Raw genomic sequence first — 18,365 nt, 5'->3', positions numbered from 1 at the left:
CTGGCTGCCGCAGCTGGCCACCTGGCTGGCGGCGAGCTGCCGTTGAACGCGCCGCGCCGCCGCGGGATGCGCATCGCGGCCGCGTTGTTGCTGTTGCCACTGCTGGCCTGGCTGGCCGCGGTGGCGCTGCTGTGGTGGAAGCAGGAGAGCCTGCTCTTCTTCCCCCAGGCCCTGCCCGCCGACACGCGCCTGGCCACCGAGCCGGACGTACACGAGCGCTTGGTCGACGTGCCCGGTGCGAAGCTGTCGGTGCTGGAGCTGCGCCTGCCCGAGCCGCGCGGGGTGGTGTTCTTCCTGCATGGCAATGCCGGCAACCTGCAGAGCTGGTTCACCGACATCGAGATCTACCGCCGCACCGGTTTCGACCTCGTCATGCCGGACTACCGCGGCTACGGCAAGAGCACCGGGCGCATCGAGAGCGAGGCCCAGCTGCATGCCGACGTGATGGCCGTGTGGCGCAGCGTTGCGCCGCGCTATGCCGGCAAGCGCATCGTCATCTATGGCCGCTCGCTCGGCACCGGCCTGGCCGCCGAGCTGGCAGCCTCGGTGCAGCCCGACCTGACGGTGCTGGTGTCGCCCTACGCCAGCATGGCCGGCCTGGCACGCCGGTACTACCCGTGGGTGCCAGCGCTGGCGCTGCGCTACCCGCTTCGCACGGACCGTGTGATCGAGCGCATCCACGGCCCCGTGCTGTTGGTGCATGGCGACGGCGACGAGGTCATTCCCTTCGCCGAAAGCGCCAAACTGCAAGCCGTGCTGCCGCAGGCGCGGCTGCTGCGAATCGAAGGCGGCGGGCACAACGACCTGCAACAGCTCTCGGCCTACCGCCAGGCGATGGCCGAGGCTCTCGAAAGCCTGCGCTGACTCAAGCCGCGCGGTCGGGGTTCGGCCTCCACATCGTTGCCGTCCACCAGCTCGGCCACCCTGCCATTGGCCGTGCACCCAGTCGGCCACATGCTCGCCCGGCATGGTGTCGCGGCGGTGCACCTGGGCCTGGCAGACGAACTGGACCGGCAGCCGCCAAGTAACGGTCAGCATCCGGTCGTCGGCGCCCAGCGCGCCGACGACGCCGACGGGCGCAGGCTTCCTGGCCGACCGAGGTGCAGGTGCCGGGCTGGCCGGGGGCCGTCGTCGCGACCAGCTGCTGCTCAGAGGCGCGGATCAGCAGCATGGCGTCCAGCCGGGAGGACGGCGTAGAGGCCGGGGCGGTGGCGGCGGTCATGCTCAACCCGCCAGGCTGAAGGCCGCACCCTGAGGCTTGCCGAGGCATGCCAGCGTGCAGAAAACATCGCTGCGCGGCGCCGGGCCGCGGGCGTCCGGCTTGGCGGGCTGCGGGGCGGGCATCGCGGGCAGCCGGCGCGGCGTGGATGGGACTTGCGGTGTCATGGCGTTTCTCTTCAGTTCGGCAGCGCGGCGACGGGCTGCAGCGCCCGCTCGCTGCGACGGTCCTCCGCCGCAATCCTGCGTTGCTGTGAGGCTCCGCCCGTCAGGGGGTCAACGCGCCCTGGCAGGGGGTCCTCGGGGGTCTGGGCCGGCGTGCTGCCGGCATGGCTGCCACTGTCGGCGCAAGCCGGGCAGCGCGCCGCTAGTTGTTGGCTAAGCGGTCGTTAAGACTTTGCTAACTGCGCCACGGCAGGACCAGCGGCTCGCCATCGGCGCTGGCCCAGCTCGAAGACCTGGGCGCCAGGCGCTGAGGCAATGCCTATCATCCGCGCACCCCGCTGCACCACCACCGCCACCGTGCCTCGCCTCCCTCCCGACTGGGCCGCCCATCTGCAAAACGGCGTCTCCCACCGCCTGGGCGGCAGCCATGCCGACGGCCAGCCCGAGATCTGCCGCGGGCTGGCCGCGCAGGCGCTGCCCGACGGGCGCGTCGAGGTGCTGCTGCTGGCCAAGACCGGCGAGCAGCTGCTGGCCGCCGCCGCGGCCAGCGGGCGGATCTCCTATGTGGCCGCGCAGCCGGGGAGCTTTCGCACGCTGCACGTGAAGGGGCTGGACGCCGAGATATTCGCCGCCACGCCTGAGCACGCAGCGATGTTCGAGCGCTGCCGCGAGAGGTTCATCGCCCAGGTCGAGCCGCTGGGCTTCACGCGCGACTTCATCATGTCGATCTGGTACGACCTCGACGTGCTCAGCCTGGCCGGCATCCGTTTCACCCCCTGCGGGGCCTGGGATCAGACCCCCGGCCCCGGCGCCGGCCAAGCCATCGACTTGTTGACATGAGCGACACCACCCGAGCCCAGACCGAGCGGCGTGCTCTCAAGCTGCGCGATGTACGCCGCCTGCTCGAAGGCGTCATCCCGCCGGCCATGTGCACGGTGGCGGCCGACGGCATGCCGCATGTCAACTACCTCTCGCATGCCGAGTACGTGGACGACGATCATGTGGCGCTGACCTATCAGTTCCTCAACCGCAGCCGCGCCAACATCCTGGCCACCGGCCGCGTGGCGCTGAGCGTGGAGGACCCGATCACCGGCGTGTCGGTGCTGCTGCAGCTGCGCTACGAGCGCACCGACGCCGATGGTCCGATCTTCGAGCGCCTGCGCGCCAAGCTCGCCGGCATCGCCGCCCAGACCGGCATGGAGAAGGTCTTCCACCTGCGCGGCGCCGATATCTATCGTGTCGAGTCGCTGCGCAAGCTCGACCCCGTGCATCCGCTGCCGGCGATCGCGCCGCGCTGCGATCTCGCCGCCGGCGTGCGGCGCCTGTCCGAGCAGCTCGCCGAGGCGCCCGACCTGCGCGGCCTGCTGAACGCCTTCACCGAGGGTTTGCAGCGCGACCTGCGCATCAGCCACGCCATCGTCTGGCTGCTGGACGAACAGCGCCAGGGCCTCTACACGCTGGCCAGCATCGGCTACGAACAGGCCGGCACCGGCGCCGAGCTGCCGCTGGCCGAGGCCGGCCTGGCTGGCGTGGCGCTGCGCGAGAACGTGCCCATCCGCATTGGCCACATGAGCCAGATGTGCAGCTACGGCATGTCGTGGCGCACCAAGGCCGAGCAGCTCGGCCTGCAGGCCGCCATGGCCGACACCATTCCCCTGCCCGGCCTGCCGACGCCGCGCAGCCAGCTGGCCGTGCCGCTGCGCGCACGCGGCCGCACCGTGGGCGCGCTGCTGGTGGAGAGCGAGCACGACCAGTTCTTCAGTTATGACGACGAGGACGCGCTGACGGCCGTGGGAGCGCAGCTGGCGCAGGGCCTGGCCTCGCTGCGCACGGCCGAGCTGGTGGAGGAGCCCCTGGCCGCACCGGCGCCCGCGCAAGCCCCCGTGGCCGAGCACGCGCCGCTGCGCGTGCGCCACTACCCGCGCGACCACAGCGTGTTCGTCAACGACGAGTACCTGATCAAGGGCGTCGCCGGCGCCATCATCGCCAAGCTGGTGCGCGACCAGATCGACAGCGGCCGCGCGGCCTTCAGCACGCGCGAGCTGCGCCTGGCCGGCGGCGACCTGCGCCTGCCCGAAGTACAGGACAACCTGGGCGTGCGCCTGCTGCTGCTGGAGCGCCGCCTGGCCGAGCGCGACTTCGGCCTGCACATCGAACGCGCCGGGCGCGGCCAATACCGGCTGATCGCCGACGGCCCCCTGTCCCTGACCACGGAAGTCTGACGCCGGGGCGGCGAGGCCGACGGCCCGGCCGCGGGCTTGCACCGACGCCGCGCTCAAGGCGCTGAGGAATCGCTCCCCGCTCGACAGCGGCCCGGGGTAAACCATGTGAGCCGCAACGGACGACTAGGATATCTTTATTGAACCGTTGTTTCATTTTCCAGATCCTGTGAACCTCTCTCCCTCGGCCGCCTCGGTCGCCAGCCGCCCGATGTCTATCGCCGCCCTGGGCGAATGCATGCTTGAACTGCAGGGCCAGGCCTTCGGCAACCTGCGCCAGACCTTCGGCGGCGACACGCTGAACACGGCCGTCTACCTGTCGCGCTGCGGTGGCACGGACCTGCGGGTGCACTACGCGACAGCGCTGGGCGATGACTCGCTGAGCACCGGCCTGCTGGACCGCTGGGCGGCGGAGGGCATCCAGACCGGCCTGGTGCAACGCTTGGTCGGCCGCGTGCCGGGGCTCTACCTGATCGAGCTCGACGCCGGCGGCGAGCGGCGCTTCCACTACTGGCGCGGCCAGGCAGCGGCGCGGTCCTACTTCGACACCGCCGCGACGGCCTTGGAGGAACAGGCCGATGCGCTGGACGCCCTCTATCTGTCGGGCATCAGCCTGGCCATCCTGCCGCAGGCCGGTCGCGAGCGCGTGCTGGCACTGATGACGCGCATGCGCGCCCGCGGCGCCGTTGTCGCCTTCGACAACAACTTCCGGCCGCGGCTGTGGGATTCCGCGGCCGATGCGCGCTACTGGTATGGCCGCGCGTTCGCGGCGTCCACCATCGCGCTGATCACCGCCGACGACCACCAGGCCCTGCACGCCATGCCCGACCTGGACACGGCGGTCACGGCCGCGCAGGCCCTGCCCGTGGCCGAGATCGCCATCAAGCGCGGGGCGCTGCCGGCACGCGTGGGCTTGAACGGCGAATGGCAGGACGTGGCGACCGAGGCCGTGCCGCGCGTCGTCGACACCACGGCCGCAGGCGATTCCTTTGCCGCCGGCTACTTGAGCCGGCGCCTGCGCGGCCTGCCGCCCGCCGAGGCGGCGGCCTTCGGCAACCGGCTCGCGGCCCGCGTCATCCAGCATCCCGGCGCGCTGATCCCGCGCGAGGCCATGCAAGACCTGATCGGCGCCTGATGAGACTTCTGCTGTCCCTGGTGCTGGCCACCGGGCTCTGCCACGCGGCCGACAAGACGGCGCCCCTGCACCCGGCCACCTATGTCCATAGCGGCTGGGCGCAGACCGCCGGCGGCCAGGGCGGCAAGCTCATCCGCGTGACGACCCTGGCGGCCGACGGGCCGGGCAGCCTGAAGGCGGCGCTGGACACGCCGGGCCCGCGCATCGTCGTCTTCGAGGTCGGCGGCGTCATCGACATGGGCGGGGCCGGCTACAAGCTGCGCGAGGGCCGCGTGACCATCGCCGGCCAGACCGCGCCCGACCCCGGCATCACGCTGGTGCGCGGCGAGTTGGAGATCGCAGCGGCCGACGTCATCGTGCAGCACCTCAGCGTCCGCCCCGGCGCCTACGGCCGGGCCAGGCGCAGCGGCCGCGACCAGGACGGCATCACGACGTCCGAAGGCGCGCGCCGCCTCATCGTCGACCACTGCAGCTTCTCCTGGGCCACCGACGAGAACCTGTCGGTCGGCGGCCCGCGCTTCAAGGGCGCCACGCCCGAGGCCTGGCGCGAGAGCACGTCCCACGCCATCACCTTCAGCCACAACCTCGTCTACGAAGGCCTGGGAGAGTCGGTCCACGCCAAGGGCGAGCACAGCAAGGGCACGCTCATCCACGACAACGCCAACCGCATCCTGCTGCTGGGCAATGTCTATGCATCCAACCGCGAGCGCAATGCGCTGTTCAAGGGCGGGGTCTGGGGCGCGATGGTCAACAACCTGATCTACAACCCGGGCGGCAAGGCGGTGCACTACAACCTCGTCGCGCACGAATGGGTCGGCCAGCCCTACCAGGTCGGCAAGGTCACGCTGGTCGGCAACGTCTACCGCGCGGGGCCCGGCACGGCCGAGCGGCTGCCGCTGTTCACGCTGGGCGGCGTGGGCGATGTGCAGCTCTTCGAGCAGGACAACCTCGCCGTCGACCGCCATGGCCAGCCGCTGCCCATCACCGGCCGCTACACCACCAGCGCCGAGATCGTGCCGGTGCGGGAGGCCTATTTGCCGCCGGGCCTGTCCTGGGTGCCGCCGCGCGAACTGGAGAAGCTGCTGCCCTTGTACGTCGGCGCACGCCCCTGGGCACGCGACCCGCTGGACTTCAAGCAGCTGTCCGACATCGCCGAGGACCGTGGCCAGTTGATCGACGACGAGACGCAGAACAACACCGACGGCCTGCCCAAACGCAGGGCGACGCAGCGCGCCTTTGTCGAGGCGGACTGGAACCTGGCCGACATGAGCCCGAAGGCGGGCTGGGCGTCGCTGTTCGTGCGGGGGGTCAAGTGAGCCTGGCCCGCCGCAGCCTGCTCGCCCTGCTGGCTGCCCCACCGGCCTGGAGCGCCGTCGATTGCGCCGAGGCGCCCGGCCTGCCCTATCTGCCGCCGTGCAAGCCCTGGCACAAGGGGATCGAGGGCCAGCGCAAGGCCGATCTGGGCGATGGCACCTTCCTGAACCCCGTGCTGGCCGGTGACCGCCCCGATCCCACGGTGCTCAAGGACGGCGCCGACTACTACCTGACGCACTCCAGCTTCGAGGCCGTGCCGGGCCTGTTGATCTGGCATTCGCGCGACCTCGTCAACTGGCGGCCGCTGGCCAACGCCTTGCACGAGGCCGTGGGCAGCGTGTGGGCGCCGGACCTGTGCAAGCACGGCGACCGCTACTACCTCTACCTGCCGGTCAAGGCACAGCCCAACGACATCCTCGTCATGTGGGCCGACCGCATCGAGGGCCCCTGGTCCAAACCCGTCGCGCTCGGCCTGCACCGGCATATCGACCCGACGCATGTGGCGGGCGAGGACGGCCAGCGCTGGCTCTATCTCAGCGGCGGCGACCGCGTGAAGCTGAGCGCCGATGGCATGAAGCTCGCCGGCCCCGTCGAGCATGTCTACGACCCCTGGCGCTACCCGGAGGACTGGGACGTCGAGAGCTTCTCGCCCGAGGGACCCAAGATGCTGCGCCACGGTGGCTGGTGGCACATGCTGCTGGCCGTGGGCGGCACTGCCGGGCCGCCGACCGGCCACATGGTCATCGCCGCACGCAGCCGCACGCTCGACGGCCCCTGGGAACAGGCACCGCACAACCCGCTGATGCGCACCCGCTCATCCCGCGAGCGCTGGTGGTCGCGCGGCCATGGCAGCCTGGTGCAGGGGCCGCGCGGCGACTGGTGGATGCTCTATCACGGCTACGAGAACAGTTTCCACACGCTCGGCCGGCAGATGCTGCTGGCGCCGGCGCGCTTGAGTGCCGACGGCTGGTTCCATGTCGACGTCGATGACGGCGTGCCACTGCCCATGCCGGCCGGCGGCCAGGCGGTGGCGCATGGCCTGGCGCTGTCGGATGACTTTGCCGGCAAGACGCTGAAGCCCCACTGGCAGTTCCTCAGCGGCGGTGCCGGTCAGCAGGCGCGCGCTCGCGTGGCCGACGGCAAGCTGCACCTGCGCGCCACCGGCAAGGACCCGGGCGACAGCCCACCGCTGGGCTTCATCCAGGGCGACCCGGCCTTCGAGATCGAGGTCGATGTGGACTTCGACGAAGGCGTGCAGATGGGCCTGATGATGTTCTACAGCCCGCGCCTGTATGCCGGCATGGGCGCCAACGCCAGGAGCCTGCGGCTGCTGCGCTACGGGCTTGACATACGAGCCGTTCCCAAAGGCGAAGGCATCGGCCGCCGCCTGCAGTTGAGAATGCGCTGTGCACGCCATGTGCTCACCCTCTTCAGCCGGGCCGACGCCACCCGGCCCTGGGCCAAGTTCCCGGTCCAGATGGACGTGAGCGGCTACCACCACAACACCGCCGGCGGCTTCGCCAGCCTTCGTCCGGCGATCTATGCCGCCGGCCAGGGCGAAGCGCGCTTTTCGAACCTGCGCTATCGCGCGCTCGACTAAGGAGACCCCTCATGAACAAGACCCTCACCCTGCTGGCCGCCACGCTGCTCAGCCCCGCAGCCTGGGCGCTGGAGCTGAAGTCCGCCGACGTCCACAACAGCGACGACTACCCCACCGTTGTCGCCGTCAAGTACATGGGCCAGTTGCTGGCCAAGAGCAGTGGCGGCGCGCTGACCGTCAAGGTCTTCAACAAGGGCGCCCTCGGCAGCGAAAAGGAAACCATCGACCAGGTCAAGATCGGCGCGCTCGCGATGACGCGCGTGAACCTGGCGCCGCTGACGGCCATGTGCCCCAAGACCCTCGTGCCCTCGCTGCCCTTCCTGTTCCGCGACACCGCCCACATGCGCAAGGCCTTCGACGGCCCGGCCGGCGAGGAGATCCTCAAGGCCTGCGAGCACCAGGGCATGGTGGGCCTGGCGCTGTACGACTCCGGCGCCCGCTCCATCTATGCGCGCAAGCCCATCAAGACGCTGGCCGACATGAAGGGCCTGAAGATCCGCGTGCAGCAGACCGACCTCTGGGTGGCCGCCATGACGGCGCTGGGCGCCAACCCGTCGCCCATGCCCATTGGCGAGGTCTACACGGGCCTCAAGACCAGCCTGATCGACGCCGCCGAGAACAACGTGCCGAGCTACGAGGGCTTCCGCCACTTCGAGGCGGCCAAGTTCTACAGCCGCACCGAGCATTCGATGACGCCGGAGGGCCTGTTCATCAGCAAGCGCATCTGGGACAAGCTCACGCCCGACCAGCAAAAGCAGGTGCGCGACGCCGCCAAGGCCTCGGTGGTCGTGGAACGTGAACGCTGGGACGCGCAGGAAGCCAAGGCCCTGGCCGATGTGAAGGCCGCCGGCGCGCAGATCATCGACACCGACCGCGAGGCCTTCCGCAAGGCCGTGCAGCCGGTCATCGCCAAGTTCGTCAACACGCCGGAGCTGCAGGCGTTGACCAAGGCGATCCAGGACGCCAAGTGAACACCTATACCAAGCTGTGCGCGACGCTGTCGCGCTGGTCGCTGCGCGCGGCCGTGCTGGGGCTGGTGGTGCAGGTCATCTGCGTGCAATGGCAGGTGATCGGCCGCTACCTGCTCAACGATTCGCCGACCTGGACCGAGCCGGTGGCGCTGCTGCTGGTCCTCTACATCACGGGGCTGGCCGTTGCCGTGGGCGTGCGTGATGCTGGCCACCTCGGCATGGAGTCCCTCGTCGCCCTGCTGCCGCTGGCCGCGCAGCGCGTGGCAGAGGCGCTGATCCATGTCTGCGTGCTGGTCTTCGCCGTGCTGATGGCGTATGCGGGCTGGGAGTGGCTGACGCTGAAATGGGCCGAGCCCAAGCCGCTGCTGGGCGTCCCCGAGGGGCTGGACTATCTGCCGCTGGTGATTGCTGGCGCCCTCATCGTGTTGTTCTGCATCGAACATCTGATCGCGCTGTGGCGCGGAGACGAAGTCAAAGAAGCTGGGGTCTGACGTGGAAGGCATGGAACTTTGGGTCATGTGCGGCAGCTTTGTCTTGCTGCTGCTGTTGGGCGTACCCGTCGCCTTCTCCATCGGTCTGGCCTCGGTCGCCACGGTGCTGGCCGCCGACCTGCCCATGGCCATCGTCTTCCAGAAGATGGTGGGGGGCATGCAGATCTTTTCCTTCCTGGCGATCCCGTTCTTCATCTTCGCTGGTGAGCTGATGCTGCACGGCGGCATCGCCGAGCGCATCGTCACCTTCGCCAATCGGCTGGTGGGCCATGTGCGCGGCGGCCTCGGCATGAGCAACGTGCTGGGCTGCACGCTGTTCGGCGGCGTCGCCGGCTCGCCGCTGGCCGACGTCTCGGCCATGGGCTCGGTGATGATCCCGCTGATGAAGCGCGAGGGCTATGACGCCGACTACGCGGTCAACGTGACGACGCATGCGGCGCTGGTGGGCGCGCTGATGCCCACCTCGCACAACCTCATCATCTACGTGCTGGCCACGGCCGGCATCGCGGCGGTGAGCGTGTTCAACCTCATCCTGGCGGCACTGATCCCGGCCCTGTTGCTGACGGTCGCCAACCTGGTCGCTGCCTACACAGTGGCCGTGAAACGCGGCTACCCGACGCACGGCGCCTTTCCCGGCTGGGGTCCGGTGCTGGCGGCCTTCCTGGCGGCTCTGCCTGGGCTGCTCGTCATCGTCATCATCCTGGGCGGCATCCTCAGCGGCGTGTTCACCGCCACCGAGTCGGCCGCCACCGCCGTGTGCTGGGCGCTGCTGGTCACCGGCCTGGCCTACAAGTCGCTGAGTTGGCACGGCTTCCTGGCCGCCTGCGCCAAGGCCTGCAAGACCACCGGCGTGGTGCTGCTGCTGATCGGCATCTCGGCCGCCTTCGGGTATTTCCTGGCGCTGTACGAGGTGCCGCAAAAAACGGGCGAGTGGCTGTCGCAACTCAGCGGCAACCGGCCCTGGCTGATCTTCCTGTGGGTCAACGTGCTGCTGTTCGTGCTGGGCACCTTCCTGGACATGGCGGCCACCATCCTGATCTGCACGCCCATCTTCCTGCCCATCTGCATGAAGGCCGGCATGGACCCGACACAGTTCGGCGTCGTCATACTGGTGAACTGCGCGCTCGGCCTGAACACGCCCCCGGTGGGCACCGTGCAGTTCGTCGGCTGCGCGATCGGCGGCGTCAGCGTGGGCCAGGTGATGCGCTCCATCGCGCCGTTCTATGGCGCGCTGCTGGCGACGCTGCTCGCGGTGACCTACATCCCGGCGCTGTCGCTGGCGCTGCCGGCATGGGTGGGTGGCTGAACCGGCGGCTGGTGCTCGCAGCCGGCCTGTGGCCACTGCTTGCCGCGGCCGACAGCCTGGACGACACGCTGGGCGGCCTGCGAAGGCGCTGGCGACCACGCCTGGCCTGGCGGCCCGATGCCCGCTGGCGTGCCGAGGCCCTGGCCGCCGCGCACCGGCTGATCCTGCAGCCCGGTGACGATGGCAGCGGCTTTGCGGCCGAGGTGCTGGCCGAGCAGGACCGCGGCAGCCACACGGCCAGGGCGCTGACGCTGCGCGGCGCGCTGGGCGACCGCGTGCCGGCCCTCTATCTGCGGCCCAAGGGCGACGGGCCGCATCCGGCCGTCGTCGTCATGCACGACCACGGCGCGCGCTTCGACATCGGCAAGGAAAAGCTGGTCCGTCCGCTGGCGGCCAGCCCGTCCGCCGACGCCTGGGTGCAGCGCTACTACGGTGGCGCCTTCGTGGGCGATACGCTGGTGGACGCCGGCTTCGCCGTGCTGGCCATCGACGCCCTCGGCTGGGGCGAACGCAGTCGCCCCGGCTTCGCGCGCGACGACCAGCAGGCGCTGATGAGCCATCTGATGCAGCTCGGCCACAGCTGGGCCGGCGTCATCGCCAGCGACGACCTGCGCTCGCACCGCTGGCTGCGCGAACAGCCCGGCATCGATCCGAAACGCGTGGCCGTGCTCGGCTTTTCGATGGGCGCCTTCCGCGCCTGGCAGCTCGCCGCGGTCTGCGACCAGGTTTCGGCCTGCGTCGCTGCGCACTGGATGTGCACGCGCGAAGGCCTGCTGCGCGCCGGCGAGCACACGCTGCAGGGGCAATCGGCCTTCAGCATGGCGCACCCGGGGCTGGCGGCGGAGCTGGACCACCCGGACGTGGCCGCGCTGATTGCGCAGAGGCCGCTGATGTTGGTGGGGTCGCCGGAGGACGCGCTGTTTCCTTGGGATGCGGTGCAACAGGCCTGGACGCGACTGGCACAAGCTTCAGGACGCCATGCGGGCTTCCGGACTGACGTCACGGCTGGCGGGCATCGCTTCGACACCGAACAGCAGCGAGCGGCGTCGGCCTGGCTGAAAAGTCAGGTCGGTTGACACGCGGCACCGCGCCGGCGACTCACTGCGCCTCCGGCTCGTCGTACTGCACGAACAGCTGGCCTCGGGGCACCAGCCAGCGCCGGGCCAGGTCCTTCGCCAGGTCCGGCTGGTCATGGAAGATGCGCACCCGCATGGCCAGCACCTTGTTGAAGCGCTGCTCCCCGAGATCGAGCGACTCCAGCGTCGATTGCAGAAACTGGGCGATACCTGCATTGACGAAGGCTTGATTCCGCTTGGCGGCGGCCTCGACCATCTTGCCTGACCGGTCGACCGCCACGTAGAGCCCGCACCTGAGCTTGGCGCAGATCAGCGAGGCGGCGACGCCGTGGCCGCAGCCGATCTCCAGCACGCGGTCGGTGGGTCGAATCTTCATCGACTCGACAAACGCCTCGATTCGGTCCGACATGATTGCCAACTCCGGCCGGGCCGGGCTTGCTGTTGATCCAACCCGTGTTGTACCGCTTGCCCCACGCTGCGTTCAAGGTGCCAGCCTCTTCGCTGCAGCCTACGACGACCCGGCCATCTGCCTGGCGCGCCAGCCCGGCGACGCCTACCTCGCCAGCCTGCTCGCGAGCGACGGCCGCCACCTGCTGCGCGCGCGCCAGTGGCTTGCCGACCCTCAGGCTGTGCGCTCGGCGAGTTGCTCACAGCGCGCCGCATCGATGGGATGGCCGGCGCCGCGAAAGCGCACGGCGGCGGCGGCAAAGTGCGCCCTGCTTTCGTCGGCCGCCGCCCCCTGCGCCCGTGACAGGTGCCCGCGGACCTCGTCGTGCGCCGCGTACCAGGCGGGCAGTCGCATGACCACATTGGCCAGGTAGGCACATTGCGCCTCGTGCTGTTCGGCAAGCGCCACTTCACCGGCCCGTGCGGCGGCGATCGCGGCCGGCACCGCGAAGGTGATCCGGCAGCCCGGACAGGTTTCCAGCGGGCCCCGGACGGATTCGGCCGCATCCCGCATGACGTGGAGCGCGGCTTGCGGGTCGTCGGCATGCAGCGTGATGCGGGTACCGTAGATGCGGTCAAGCAGATGAAAACCGATGTCCGTCTGGCGCGCCACGTCCAGCGCCTCGTCGAGCAGTGCGCGTGCTTCCTCGCGGCGCCCCTCGTGTAGCGACACCTCCGACAGTCGCTGCAGCGACAGCGCCTCGCCCACTGCACCGCCAATGGCCCGGTGCATCCGCGCGCCATCGCGCAGGCGCAGGCGGGCGCCCACCAGGTCGCCCGCCAGCCATTCGGCCTCGCCACGCAGCGTGGTCGCAAACGCCTGCCCGCGTGCAGCGCCCAGGCGGCGCGCCTCGGCGGCCAGCGCGTCGGCGAAGGCGATGACGTCCGCGTAAGGACGTGCCCCGTACAGGAAGCGCTGGGTGATGCACAGATGACCGTCGAAGACCCTGACTGCCAGATGCGGTACCTGGCTGGTTTCCTGGAGGTCGGCCCAGACGCTCTGGTGCAGCTCGCCCCGCGCATGCGCTGCGGCAGCCTGGGCCCATGACGCCACCACGATGGCGGACGTGTCCGCCGACTGCAGCGCCAGGCGGCGCGCCTGCGCCGACTTGATCGTCCCCATGGCCGGGTCTGTCGCGCCAAGCGCGGCGGCCCCGCTGTAGGCCAGCGCCTCCGACAGCCGGCCGTCGACGCTGGCGGGCTTGAGCCCCTGCAGCAGCACCAGCGCCCCTTTGGGATCACCCTGCTTGACCTGCGCGAGAGCGGCCTTGGCCATCAGGTCGTCGACGCCGTTGCCTTCGGCCGCCGACGCGGCAAGGCGGTAGGCGGGCAGCGCGGCCGGGTCGCCCATCGCGTCCAGTGCTTCGGCTCGCAGGCGAAGGCCCTCCGCATGCCCGGGCTGACCGGCCAGAAGCAGCTCGAGATGGCGCAACGCATCCGAGAACGCCGCGAGCCGCATGGCGTCACGGGCCGCCGCCAGCAGGAAGGGCGCGGCCTCGCGAGGCTTGCCGCCTTCGAGCCAATGGCGGGCCACATCGGCCGGGGCGGCGTCCTGCTGTGCCAGCAGGTCGGCGATCTCGCGATGCAGCCTGACGCGGCGGTGCGGCGGCATCTGCTCGACCAGCGCCTGCCGCACGAGGTCATGGCGGAACCGGTAGCGGCTGCCCGCCGGCACCAGCACGCCGGCCTGCAGGCAGGCGTCGAGTGCCGCCAGTGGTAGCGCCTGCGCGGCTTGGGCGAGGGCCTCGACGGTGGCGATGTCAAAACCGTCGCCGCTCAGCGCCAGCCACCGGAGCAAGCCGAGCGCGTCGGCGGGCACGTCGCAAAGGCGGTCGAGCACGGCATCCGCCACGCTCGCGGGCAGCTTGCCATCGCCAGTGGCAGCGGCGCTGCGCGCCAGTTCGATGGCGGCAAAGGGATTGCCACCTGCGGCGGCCACCACCCGGTCCACCAGCGCGTCGTCAATCCGTCTGGCCGTGGCGCGCATGACGAGGCGACGGCACTCATCGTCGTCGAGCGGCCCGATGTCCAGCCGGCGCAGCGCGCCTGCCGACTGCAGCCGCAACAACCCTCGCGCCAGTGCGGACCCGGCTGCGGGCGCCCGCGTCGTGACCAGCACGCAAACCGGGGCTGCCGCGCTGATGAGCTGCAGCGTGACGTCGACGTCGGCATCCTCAGCCCCGTGGGCGTCATCGATCTGCAGCAGCACATTCGACCCGCCGGCCGCCGCCACCACCAGGCGCCTGAGCGCGCCGACCACCTGGTGGCGACCGAGCGGGCCGGGCAGCGGCTGCGCAGGACCCGCGACCGGGCTGAGCAGCGCCAGGACATTGCGCGCCGCGCTGCCGATGCGGTCGAGCAATGCGCGATCGGCAAGCAACAGCCGCTCGACGATGGCCGTCACGACCGCATACGGCCGGCCGGCGGCGGCGGCCTTGATGGGCGTCACGACCCAACCGAGCTCGGCTGCCTGCGCCGCGATCTCGCGCCCGAGCGCGCTCTTGCCGATGCCGCCCGGGCCGCTCAGCACGATGCCGCCCGGCCGTTCGTCGGCCGCCATGCCAAGCCAGGCCAGGGCCTGCCCGAGTTCGGCCGCACGGCCGACAAACGCCGGGCCGCTGGCCAGCAGGCCCGCCAGGCAGCGCGCATAGATCGCCTCGGTCTGCGCGTCGGGGGCGACGCCGAGCGACTGCTTCAGCGCCTCACGCAGGTGGGCATACCAGCGCAGCGCAGCGGCCCGGTTGCCGGCCTCCAGCTCACGCTGCATCAGCGCGCGGTGCGCCGGCTCGTCGTCGGGTTCGAGCCGTGCCAGCTTTTCCCACTGGGCGCTGGCGCGCAGCAGGTCGAGATAGCGCGATTGCAGACGCTCCCGCGCCGCCTCGGTCCAGGGTTCGTAGCTCGCACCGGGCAGGAGCGCCCCCCCGTACTGGCGGGCGGCTTCGGCGCATTCGGCAGCATCGCGCCGCACGAGGGCAAGGTCCGCCTGGCCGCAAAACGCGTCCGCATCGACCAGCACCGGGCGCTCGGGCCAAAGTGCCACCTCGCCGCCGCGCACGATGATCGCGTCATGCCGGCCCAGCACCTGGCGCACATGGTGGACGGCCTTGCGCAGGTTGGCCGCGCCGGCATCCGGCGCCAGGTCTGGCCAGAGCGTGTCGATGACCCGCTCACGCGCCATGCGATGACGGGGCTGCAGGCTCAAAAGCTGTACGAGGTGCGTCGCGCGCAGGCTGGTCCACCGTTCGGCCGCCAGCGGCGCGGCCCCGCCCACGCCGACCGAAAAGCCGCCCAGCAATTGCACCGCCAGCGGCAGCAGCTGGTCAACGGCGTCGGGATGCGATGAGGTGCTCATGCGGGCCAGTGTCCCGGCCAGCCCCGGCGATGACAAGCATGGGCGCACCGAGGAACGTTTCAGGAACACCCGGCCGGCATCGTGGCGGCTCCCCATCTTCATGAACCACTGGCGACAAGGAGCAACCCGATGAATCAAGCCACCCCCACGCTTTACGACCGACTCGGCCAACGCGACGGCATTGCCCGGATCACCCGCAGCCTGATCCAGAACCACCTGGCCAACCCGCTGGTGAAAACGCGCTATCTCGCCAGCGAGAACCTCTCGCGCGTCGAGCAGCGCGTCATCGAGTTCTTTTGCGCCGGCGCCGGCGGGCCCGAGGTCTACAGCGGGCAGGACATGCTGGCCACGCACCGCGGCATGAACATCAGCGAGCAGGAATTCGTCAGCGTCGTCGACGACGCCATGGCGGCGCTGGCGTCCAACGGCATCGACCCGGCCACCCGCAGCGAGGTGCTGAGCATCCTCTGGTCGCTCAAGGGCGAGGTGATCCGCGTCTGACGCCGGCCGACGAGCAGGTTCAGGCTTCTTCCATCAACATTCTGGAAAACATCGTGACTCAAATTGCTTCATACCCGACGGCGTTCCAAGCACCCGCCGCGCCCCGCCTTGCCGTGCTGGCGTCGCTGCTGCTGTCTGCGGCGCTGGCACAGTCCCAGCCGGCCTCCAAGGAGATGGCAATCACGCACCATGCCAGCGATGCCGACCTTGCATGGGGCGCGTGCCCGGCGTTCCTGCCCAAGGGATGCGGCATTGCGGTGCTGCATGGCGACCCGGCCAAGGACAACGTCGATGTGTTCCTGAAGGTGCCCGCGAAATCGACGCTGCCGCTCCACCTGCACACGTCGGCAGAACGAATGGTGCTGGTCGCGGGCGAACTCCGCGTCACCTACGACGGACAGGCGGCCGTGACGCTCAAGCCCGGCAGCTATGCCTACGGCCCGCCCAAGCTGCCCCACTCCGCCTTGTGCACGAGCGCCGTGGCCTGCGTCCTGTTCATCGCCTTCGAGTCCCCGCTGGATGCGGTGCCCGTCGAGCGCGGCACGAAATGAACCGTTCGGGGGACGGGGGCGCTCAGGGCAGCAGCGTCTTCGCCCCCGTCAGCGCCGGCTTCAGCGTGACCAGCCCCTCCAGCACCTGCTCGGAGAACAGCGCCGCGCCCTTCGGCCCCACATGCGTGCGGTCGAAGCGCGGTGGCGCCTCGGCCAGCGTGTCGGCGGCAGGCTGGCCCATGGCGGCGACGGCGGCGTGGCTGATGGCGTTCAGGTCCAGCACCGGCACGCCCTGCTCGGCGCCGACCGCCAGGATGGCCTCGGCCCAGGGGCGCAGGTCGTTGGGCAGCTCCCCGGCCTTGAAGGTGCGCCGCGTCAGCGGCGTCAGCAGCACCACGTCGTGGCCGGCGGCCTTCACGTCTTTCACGTAGCCGGCCATGTTGGGTCCGAATTCGGTGGCGAGGTCGGTGGAGCGGCCGGGCTTGCCGGGCTGGTCGTTGTGGCCGAACTGGATCAGCACCAGCGTCTTGTTGCCCTTCTCGGCAAGCAGGGCCATCACGCTGTCCCACAGGCCTTCGGCGCGGAAGCTCTTGCTCGACCGGCCGCCGCGCGCGAGGTTGATGCAGGCGACCTGCTGGACGCGGGCGCACAGCGCGTTGCCGTAGCCGCTGCGCGGCGCCATCGTCGAGTCGCCGACGAGGACGATGCGCGGGCCGGTGGCGACGTTGGCAGTGGTCTCGCCACGCGGCGCCGACGCATCCGGGCCCGCCTGAGCGCTGGTGGCGAGGCTGAGGCCGGCGGCCAGGAGGGTCAGGAGTTGCTTCATGGCAGGCATCAGTTGGAAGCCTTGGGCAGAACAGGCCAACCGGCCTTGGGGCTCATGTCGTCGAGGTTCCAGTCCTCGGCCTTGAACTCGCGGCGCGTGGGCGCATGGCGCGGGTAGCCGAGCGCGTTCTCGACTTCGGAGTCGATCAGCTTGCCCCGGCCCTGCGCCATGTCGGCCAGCACACGCGTGTCCAGCGGGTCGCGGGCCCACGGCCGGGCGCCGACCAGCGGCGGCAGCTCGCGCGCCAGGTCGGCGGCAGAGCGGATCACGAGCCCGGCAGGCAGGTCGGGCTTGGCGGCAACGATGAGCTTGCCCGTCGTCGTCGGTCCGTTGCCCAGCAGCGGCACGGGCCGGCCCTGCGTGTCGTGCGCGAGGTTGTCGGTCATGTGCAGCTCCAGGTCGCCCTGGCCCAGCATGGTGAAGAAGGCCGTGCCGGGCACCGTGCTGGGCCCGTGGCGCAACGCATTGCCGACCAGCGTCAAGCGACCGTTCTGCCAAGGCTGGCCGGTCCACTCGTTGGCCAACAGGTTGTAGTGCACGGCCCGGTCGCCGGGGTTGAAGATGTAGTTGTTGACCATCGCGCCCCGCGCGCCGCCTTTGAACAACGCATTGCGCTGGCGGTTGGACACATAGACATTGCCGTAGATCAGCACACCGCTGGTGTTGTCGTGGATCAGCGAGCCTTTGCTGTGCTCGCCCTTCTCGTGCACCGAGTGGCCCAGGCCTTCGTAGATGAGGTTGTGGCTGTAGGTGATGCGGTGGGACGTGGCCTTGCGCCAGTCCTCGGGCGTTTTGCCCTCGAAGCGTGGGCCGCTGGCGGAGAGGTTCTCATCGGTGGCCCAGGAGAAGCTGCAATGGTCGACGATGACGTCGCGCGCACCGCCGAGGGCCGAGATGGCGTCCTGGTCGCCGCCGCCCTTCTTCGGCCGGCCGAACTCGCCGGGGCGGAAGGACAGGTGCTGGATGACGACGTCGTGCGTCGAGATCGTCGTCTCGGCCTTGAGGATGGTGATGCCGGGGTCGGGCGCCGTCTGGCCGGCCAGCGTCAGCAAGGGCTGGGTGATCTTGAGCGGCTGGCCGCCCATGTCGATGACGCCGCCGACCTCGAAGACGACGATGCGCGGGCCCGTCGCCTCGATGGCCTCCTTCAGGCTGCCCGGGCCGGTGGCCGCCAGCGTCGTCACCTTGACGATGCGGCCACCACGGCCGCCGGCCGTGTCGGTCCAGCCCTTGTGGGCGATGCCGGCAGACGC

At 70.4% G+C, this 18,365-nt stretch carries 17 protein-coding genes; 12 read left to right on the top strand and 5 right to left on the bottom strand.

Annotated features, from left to right (window positions below):
- Window positions 1-864, top strand: an 864-nt coding sequence (locus tag ACT6S0_RS19545; RefSeq protein WP_444765451.1) for an alpha/beta hydrolase, incomplete at its 5' end; no start/stop codon positions are given.
- A 360-nt stretch (window positions 865-1,224) separates the two neighbouring features.
- Here the strand turns inward: ACT6S0_RS19545 and ACT6S0_RS19540 are convergent.
- Complete coding sequence (locus tag ACT6S0_RS19540; protein WP_444765450.1) at window positions 1,225-1,386, bottom strand: hypothetical protein; 162 nt, start codon at window positions 1,384-1,386, stop codon at window positions 1,225-1,227.
- Window positions 1,387-1,740: 354 nt separating this feature from the next.
- On the opposite strand from ACT6S0_RS19540, the gene ACT6S0_RS19535 reads away from it, so the two are divergent.
- The 9 genes from ACT6S0_RS19535 to ACT6S0_RS19495 all read left to right on the top strand — a co-directional run bounded on the left by ACT6S0_RS19535 (window position 1,741) and on the right by ACT6S0_RS19495 (window position 11,495).
- Entirely contained in the window at window positions 1,741-2,223 is a 483-nt protein-coding gene (locus tag ACT6S0_RS19535; RefSeq protein ID WP_444765449.1) for a hypothetical protein, read from the top strand.
- Window positions 2,220-3,605: a GAF domain-containing protein gene (locus ACT6S0_RS19530; protein ID WP_444765448.1), complete on the top strand. Its 1,386-nt coding sequence runs from the start codon at window positions 2,220-2,222 to the stop codon at window positions 3,603-3,605. The genes ACT6S0_RS19535 and ACT6S0_RS19530 overlap by 4 nt, the downstream gene beginning before the upstream one ends.
- A gap of 208 nt (window positions 3,606-3,813) precedes the next feature.
- Window positions 3,814-4,737, top strand: a complete 924-nt coding sequence (locus ACT6S0_RS19525; RefSeq protein ID WP_444765447.1) for a sugar kinase — start codon at window positions 3,814-3,816, stop codon at window positions 4,735-4,737.
- On the top strand, window positions 4,737-6,053 hold the full coding sequence (locus tag ACT6S0_RS19520) for a pectate lyase family protein (protein ID WP_444765446.1): 1,317 nt from the start codon (window positions 4,737-4,739) through the stop codon (window positions 6,051-6,053). The genes ACT6S0_RS19525 and ACT6S0_RS19520 overlap by 1 nt, the downstream gene beginning before the upstream one ends.
- A complete protein-coding gene (locus ACT6S0_RS19515) occupies window positions 6,050-7,651 on the top strand; it encodes a family 43 glycosylhydrolase (protein WP_444765445.1) in 1,602 nt (533 codons plus the stop codon). Before ACT6S0_RS19520 ends, ACT6S0_RS19515 begins: the two co-directional genes overlap by 4 nt.
- Before the next feature lie 11 nt (window positions 7,652-7,662).
- Window positions 7,663-8,622: a TRAP transporter substrate-binding protein gene (locus tag ACT6S0_RS19510; RefSeq protein ID WP_444765444.1), complete on the top strand. Its 960-nt coding sequence runs from the start codon at window positions 7,663-7,665 to the stop codon at window positions 8,620-8,622.
- Complete coding sequence (locus ACT6S0_RS19505) at window positions 8,619-9,113, top strand: TRAP transporter small permease (RefSeq protein WP_444765443.1); 495 nt, start codon at window positions 8,619-8,621, stop codon at window positions 9,111-9,113. Before ACT6S0_RS19510 ends, ACT6S0_RS19505 begins: the two co-directional genes overlap by 4 nt.
- Window positions 9,114-9,123: 10 nt before the next feature.
- Window positions 9,124-10,419 carry a TRAP transporter large permease gene (locus ACT6S0_RS19500; protein ID WP_444765442.1) on the top strand — a complete coding sequence of 432 codons (1,296 nt, stop codon included), beginning with the start codon at window positions 9,124-9,126 and terminating at the stop codon, window positions 10,417-10,419.
- Entirely contained in the window at window positions 10,404-11,495 is a 1,092-nt protein-coding gene (locus ACT6S0_RS19495) for a dienelactone hydrolase family protein (protein ID WP_444765441.1), read from the top strand. The genes ACT6S0_RS19500 and ACT6S0_RS19495 overlap by 16 nt, the downstream gene beginning before the upstream one ends.
- 22 nt (window positions 11,496-11,517) lie before the next feature.
- Here the strand turns inward: ACT6S0_RS19495 and ACT6S0_RS19490 are convergent, their stop codons facing one another.
- Window positions 11,518-11,904, bottom strand: coding sequence for a class I SAM-dependent methyltransferase (locus ACT6S0_RS19490; RefSeq protein ID WP_444765440.1), 387 nt, complete (start codon window positions 11,902-11,904; stop codon window positions 11,518-11,520).
- Window positions 11,905-12,117: 213 nt separating this feature from the next.
- Window positions 12,118-15,294 (bottom strand): ATP-binding protein, encoded by a 3,177-nt coding sequence (locus ACT6S0_RS19485; RefSeq protein ID WP_444765439.1) that lies wholly within the window; start codon window positions 15,292-15,294, stop codon window positions 12,118-12,120.
- A 129-nt stretch (window positions 15,295-15,423) separates the two neighbouring features.
- Between ACT6S0_RS19485 and ACT6S0_RS19480 the strand changes: the two genes are divergently transcribed.
- Window positions 15,424-15,795, top strand: coding sequence for a group I truncated hemoglobin (locus tag ACT6S0_RS19480; protein ID WP_444765438.1), 372 nt, complete (start codon window positions 15,424-15,426; stop codon window positions 15,793-15,795).
- A 113-nt stretch (window positions 15,796-15,908) separates the two neighbouring features.
- A complete protein-coding gene (locus tag ACT6S0_RS19475) occupies window positions 15,909-16,346 on the top strand; it encodes a cupin domain-containing protein (RefSeq protein ID WP_444765437.1) in 438 nt (145 codons plus the stop codon).
- A 22-nt stretch (window positions 16,347-16,368) separates the two neighbouring features.
- Here ACT6S0_RS19475 and ACT6S0_RS19470 read toward each other — a convergent pair whose 3' ends face one another.
- Window positions 16,369-17,112 (bottom strand): rhamnogalacturonan acetylesterase, encoded by a 744-nt coding sequence (locus tag ACT6S0_RS19470; protein ID WP_444765436.1) that lies wholly within the window; start codon window positions 17,110-17,112, stop codon window positions 16,369-16,371.
- 8 nt (window positions 17,113-17,120) lie between these two features.
- Window positions 17,121-18,365, bottom strand: a 1,245-nt coding sequence (locus ACT6S0_RS19465; RefSeq protein ID WP_444765435.1) for a pectate lyase family protein, incomplete at its 5' end; no start/stop codon positions are given.

It is taken from the genome of Roseateles sp. (assembly GCF_052436255.1).
Lineage (GTDB): Bacteria > Pseudomonadota > Gammaproteobacteria > Burkholderiales > Burkholderiaceae_C > Pelomonas.
This window is presented reverse-complemented; position numbering and strand designations above follow the sequence as displayed.

Coding starts and splice junctions, on each gene's coding strand:
- ACT6S0_RS19490 (WP_444765440.1), bottom strand. CDS start 11,904: ATGTCGGACCGAATCGAGGCGTTTGTCGAGTCGATGAAGATTCGACCC.
- ACT6S0_RS19480 (WP_444765438.1), top strand. CDS start 15,424: ATGAATCAAGCCACCCCCACGCTTTACGACCGACTCGGCCAACGCGAC.
- ACT6S0_RS19485 (WP_444765439.1), bottom strand. CDS start 15,294: ATGAGCACCTCATCGCATCCCGACGCCGTTGACCAGCTGCTGCCGCTG.
- ACT6S0_RS19530 (WP_444765448.1), top strand. CDS start 2,220: ATGAGCGACACCACCCGAGCCCAGACCGAGCGGCGTGCTCTCAAGCTG.
- ACT6S0_RS19520 (WP_444765446.1), top strand. CDS start 4,737: ATGAGACTTCTGCTGTCCCTGGTGCTGGCCACCGGGCTCTGCCACGCG.
- ACT6S0_RS19470 (WP_444765436.1), bottom strand. CDS start 17,112: ATGAAGCAACTCCTGACCCTCCTGGCCGCCGGCCTCAGCCTCGCCACC.
- ACT6S0_RS19540 (WP_444765450.1), bottom strand. CDS start 1,386: ATGACACCGCAAGTCCCATCCACGCCGCGCCGGCTGCCCGCGATGCCC.
- ACT6S0_RS19510 (WP_444765444.1), top strand. CDS start 7,663: ATGAACAAGACCCTCACCCTGCTGGCCGCCACGCTGCTCAGCCCCGCA.
- ACT6S0_RS19500 (WP_444765442.1), top strand. CDS start 9,124: ATGGAACTTTGGGTCATGTGCGGCAGCTTTGTCTTGCTGCTGCTGTTG.
- ACT6S0_RS19525 (WP_444765447.1), top strand. CDS start 3,814: ATGTCTATCGCCGCCCTGGGCGAATGCATGCTTGAACTGCAGGGCCAG.
- ACT6S0_RS19495 (WP_444765441.1), top strand. CDS start 10,404: ATGGGTGGGTGGCTGAACCGGCGGCTGGTGCTCGCAGCCGGCCTGTGG.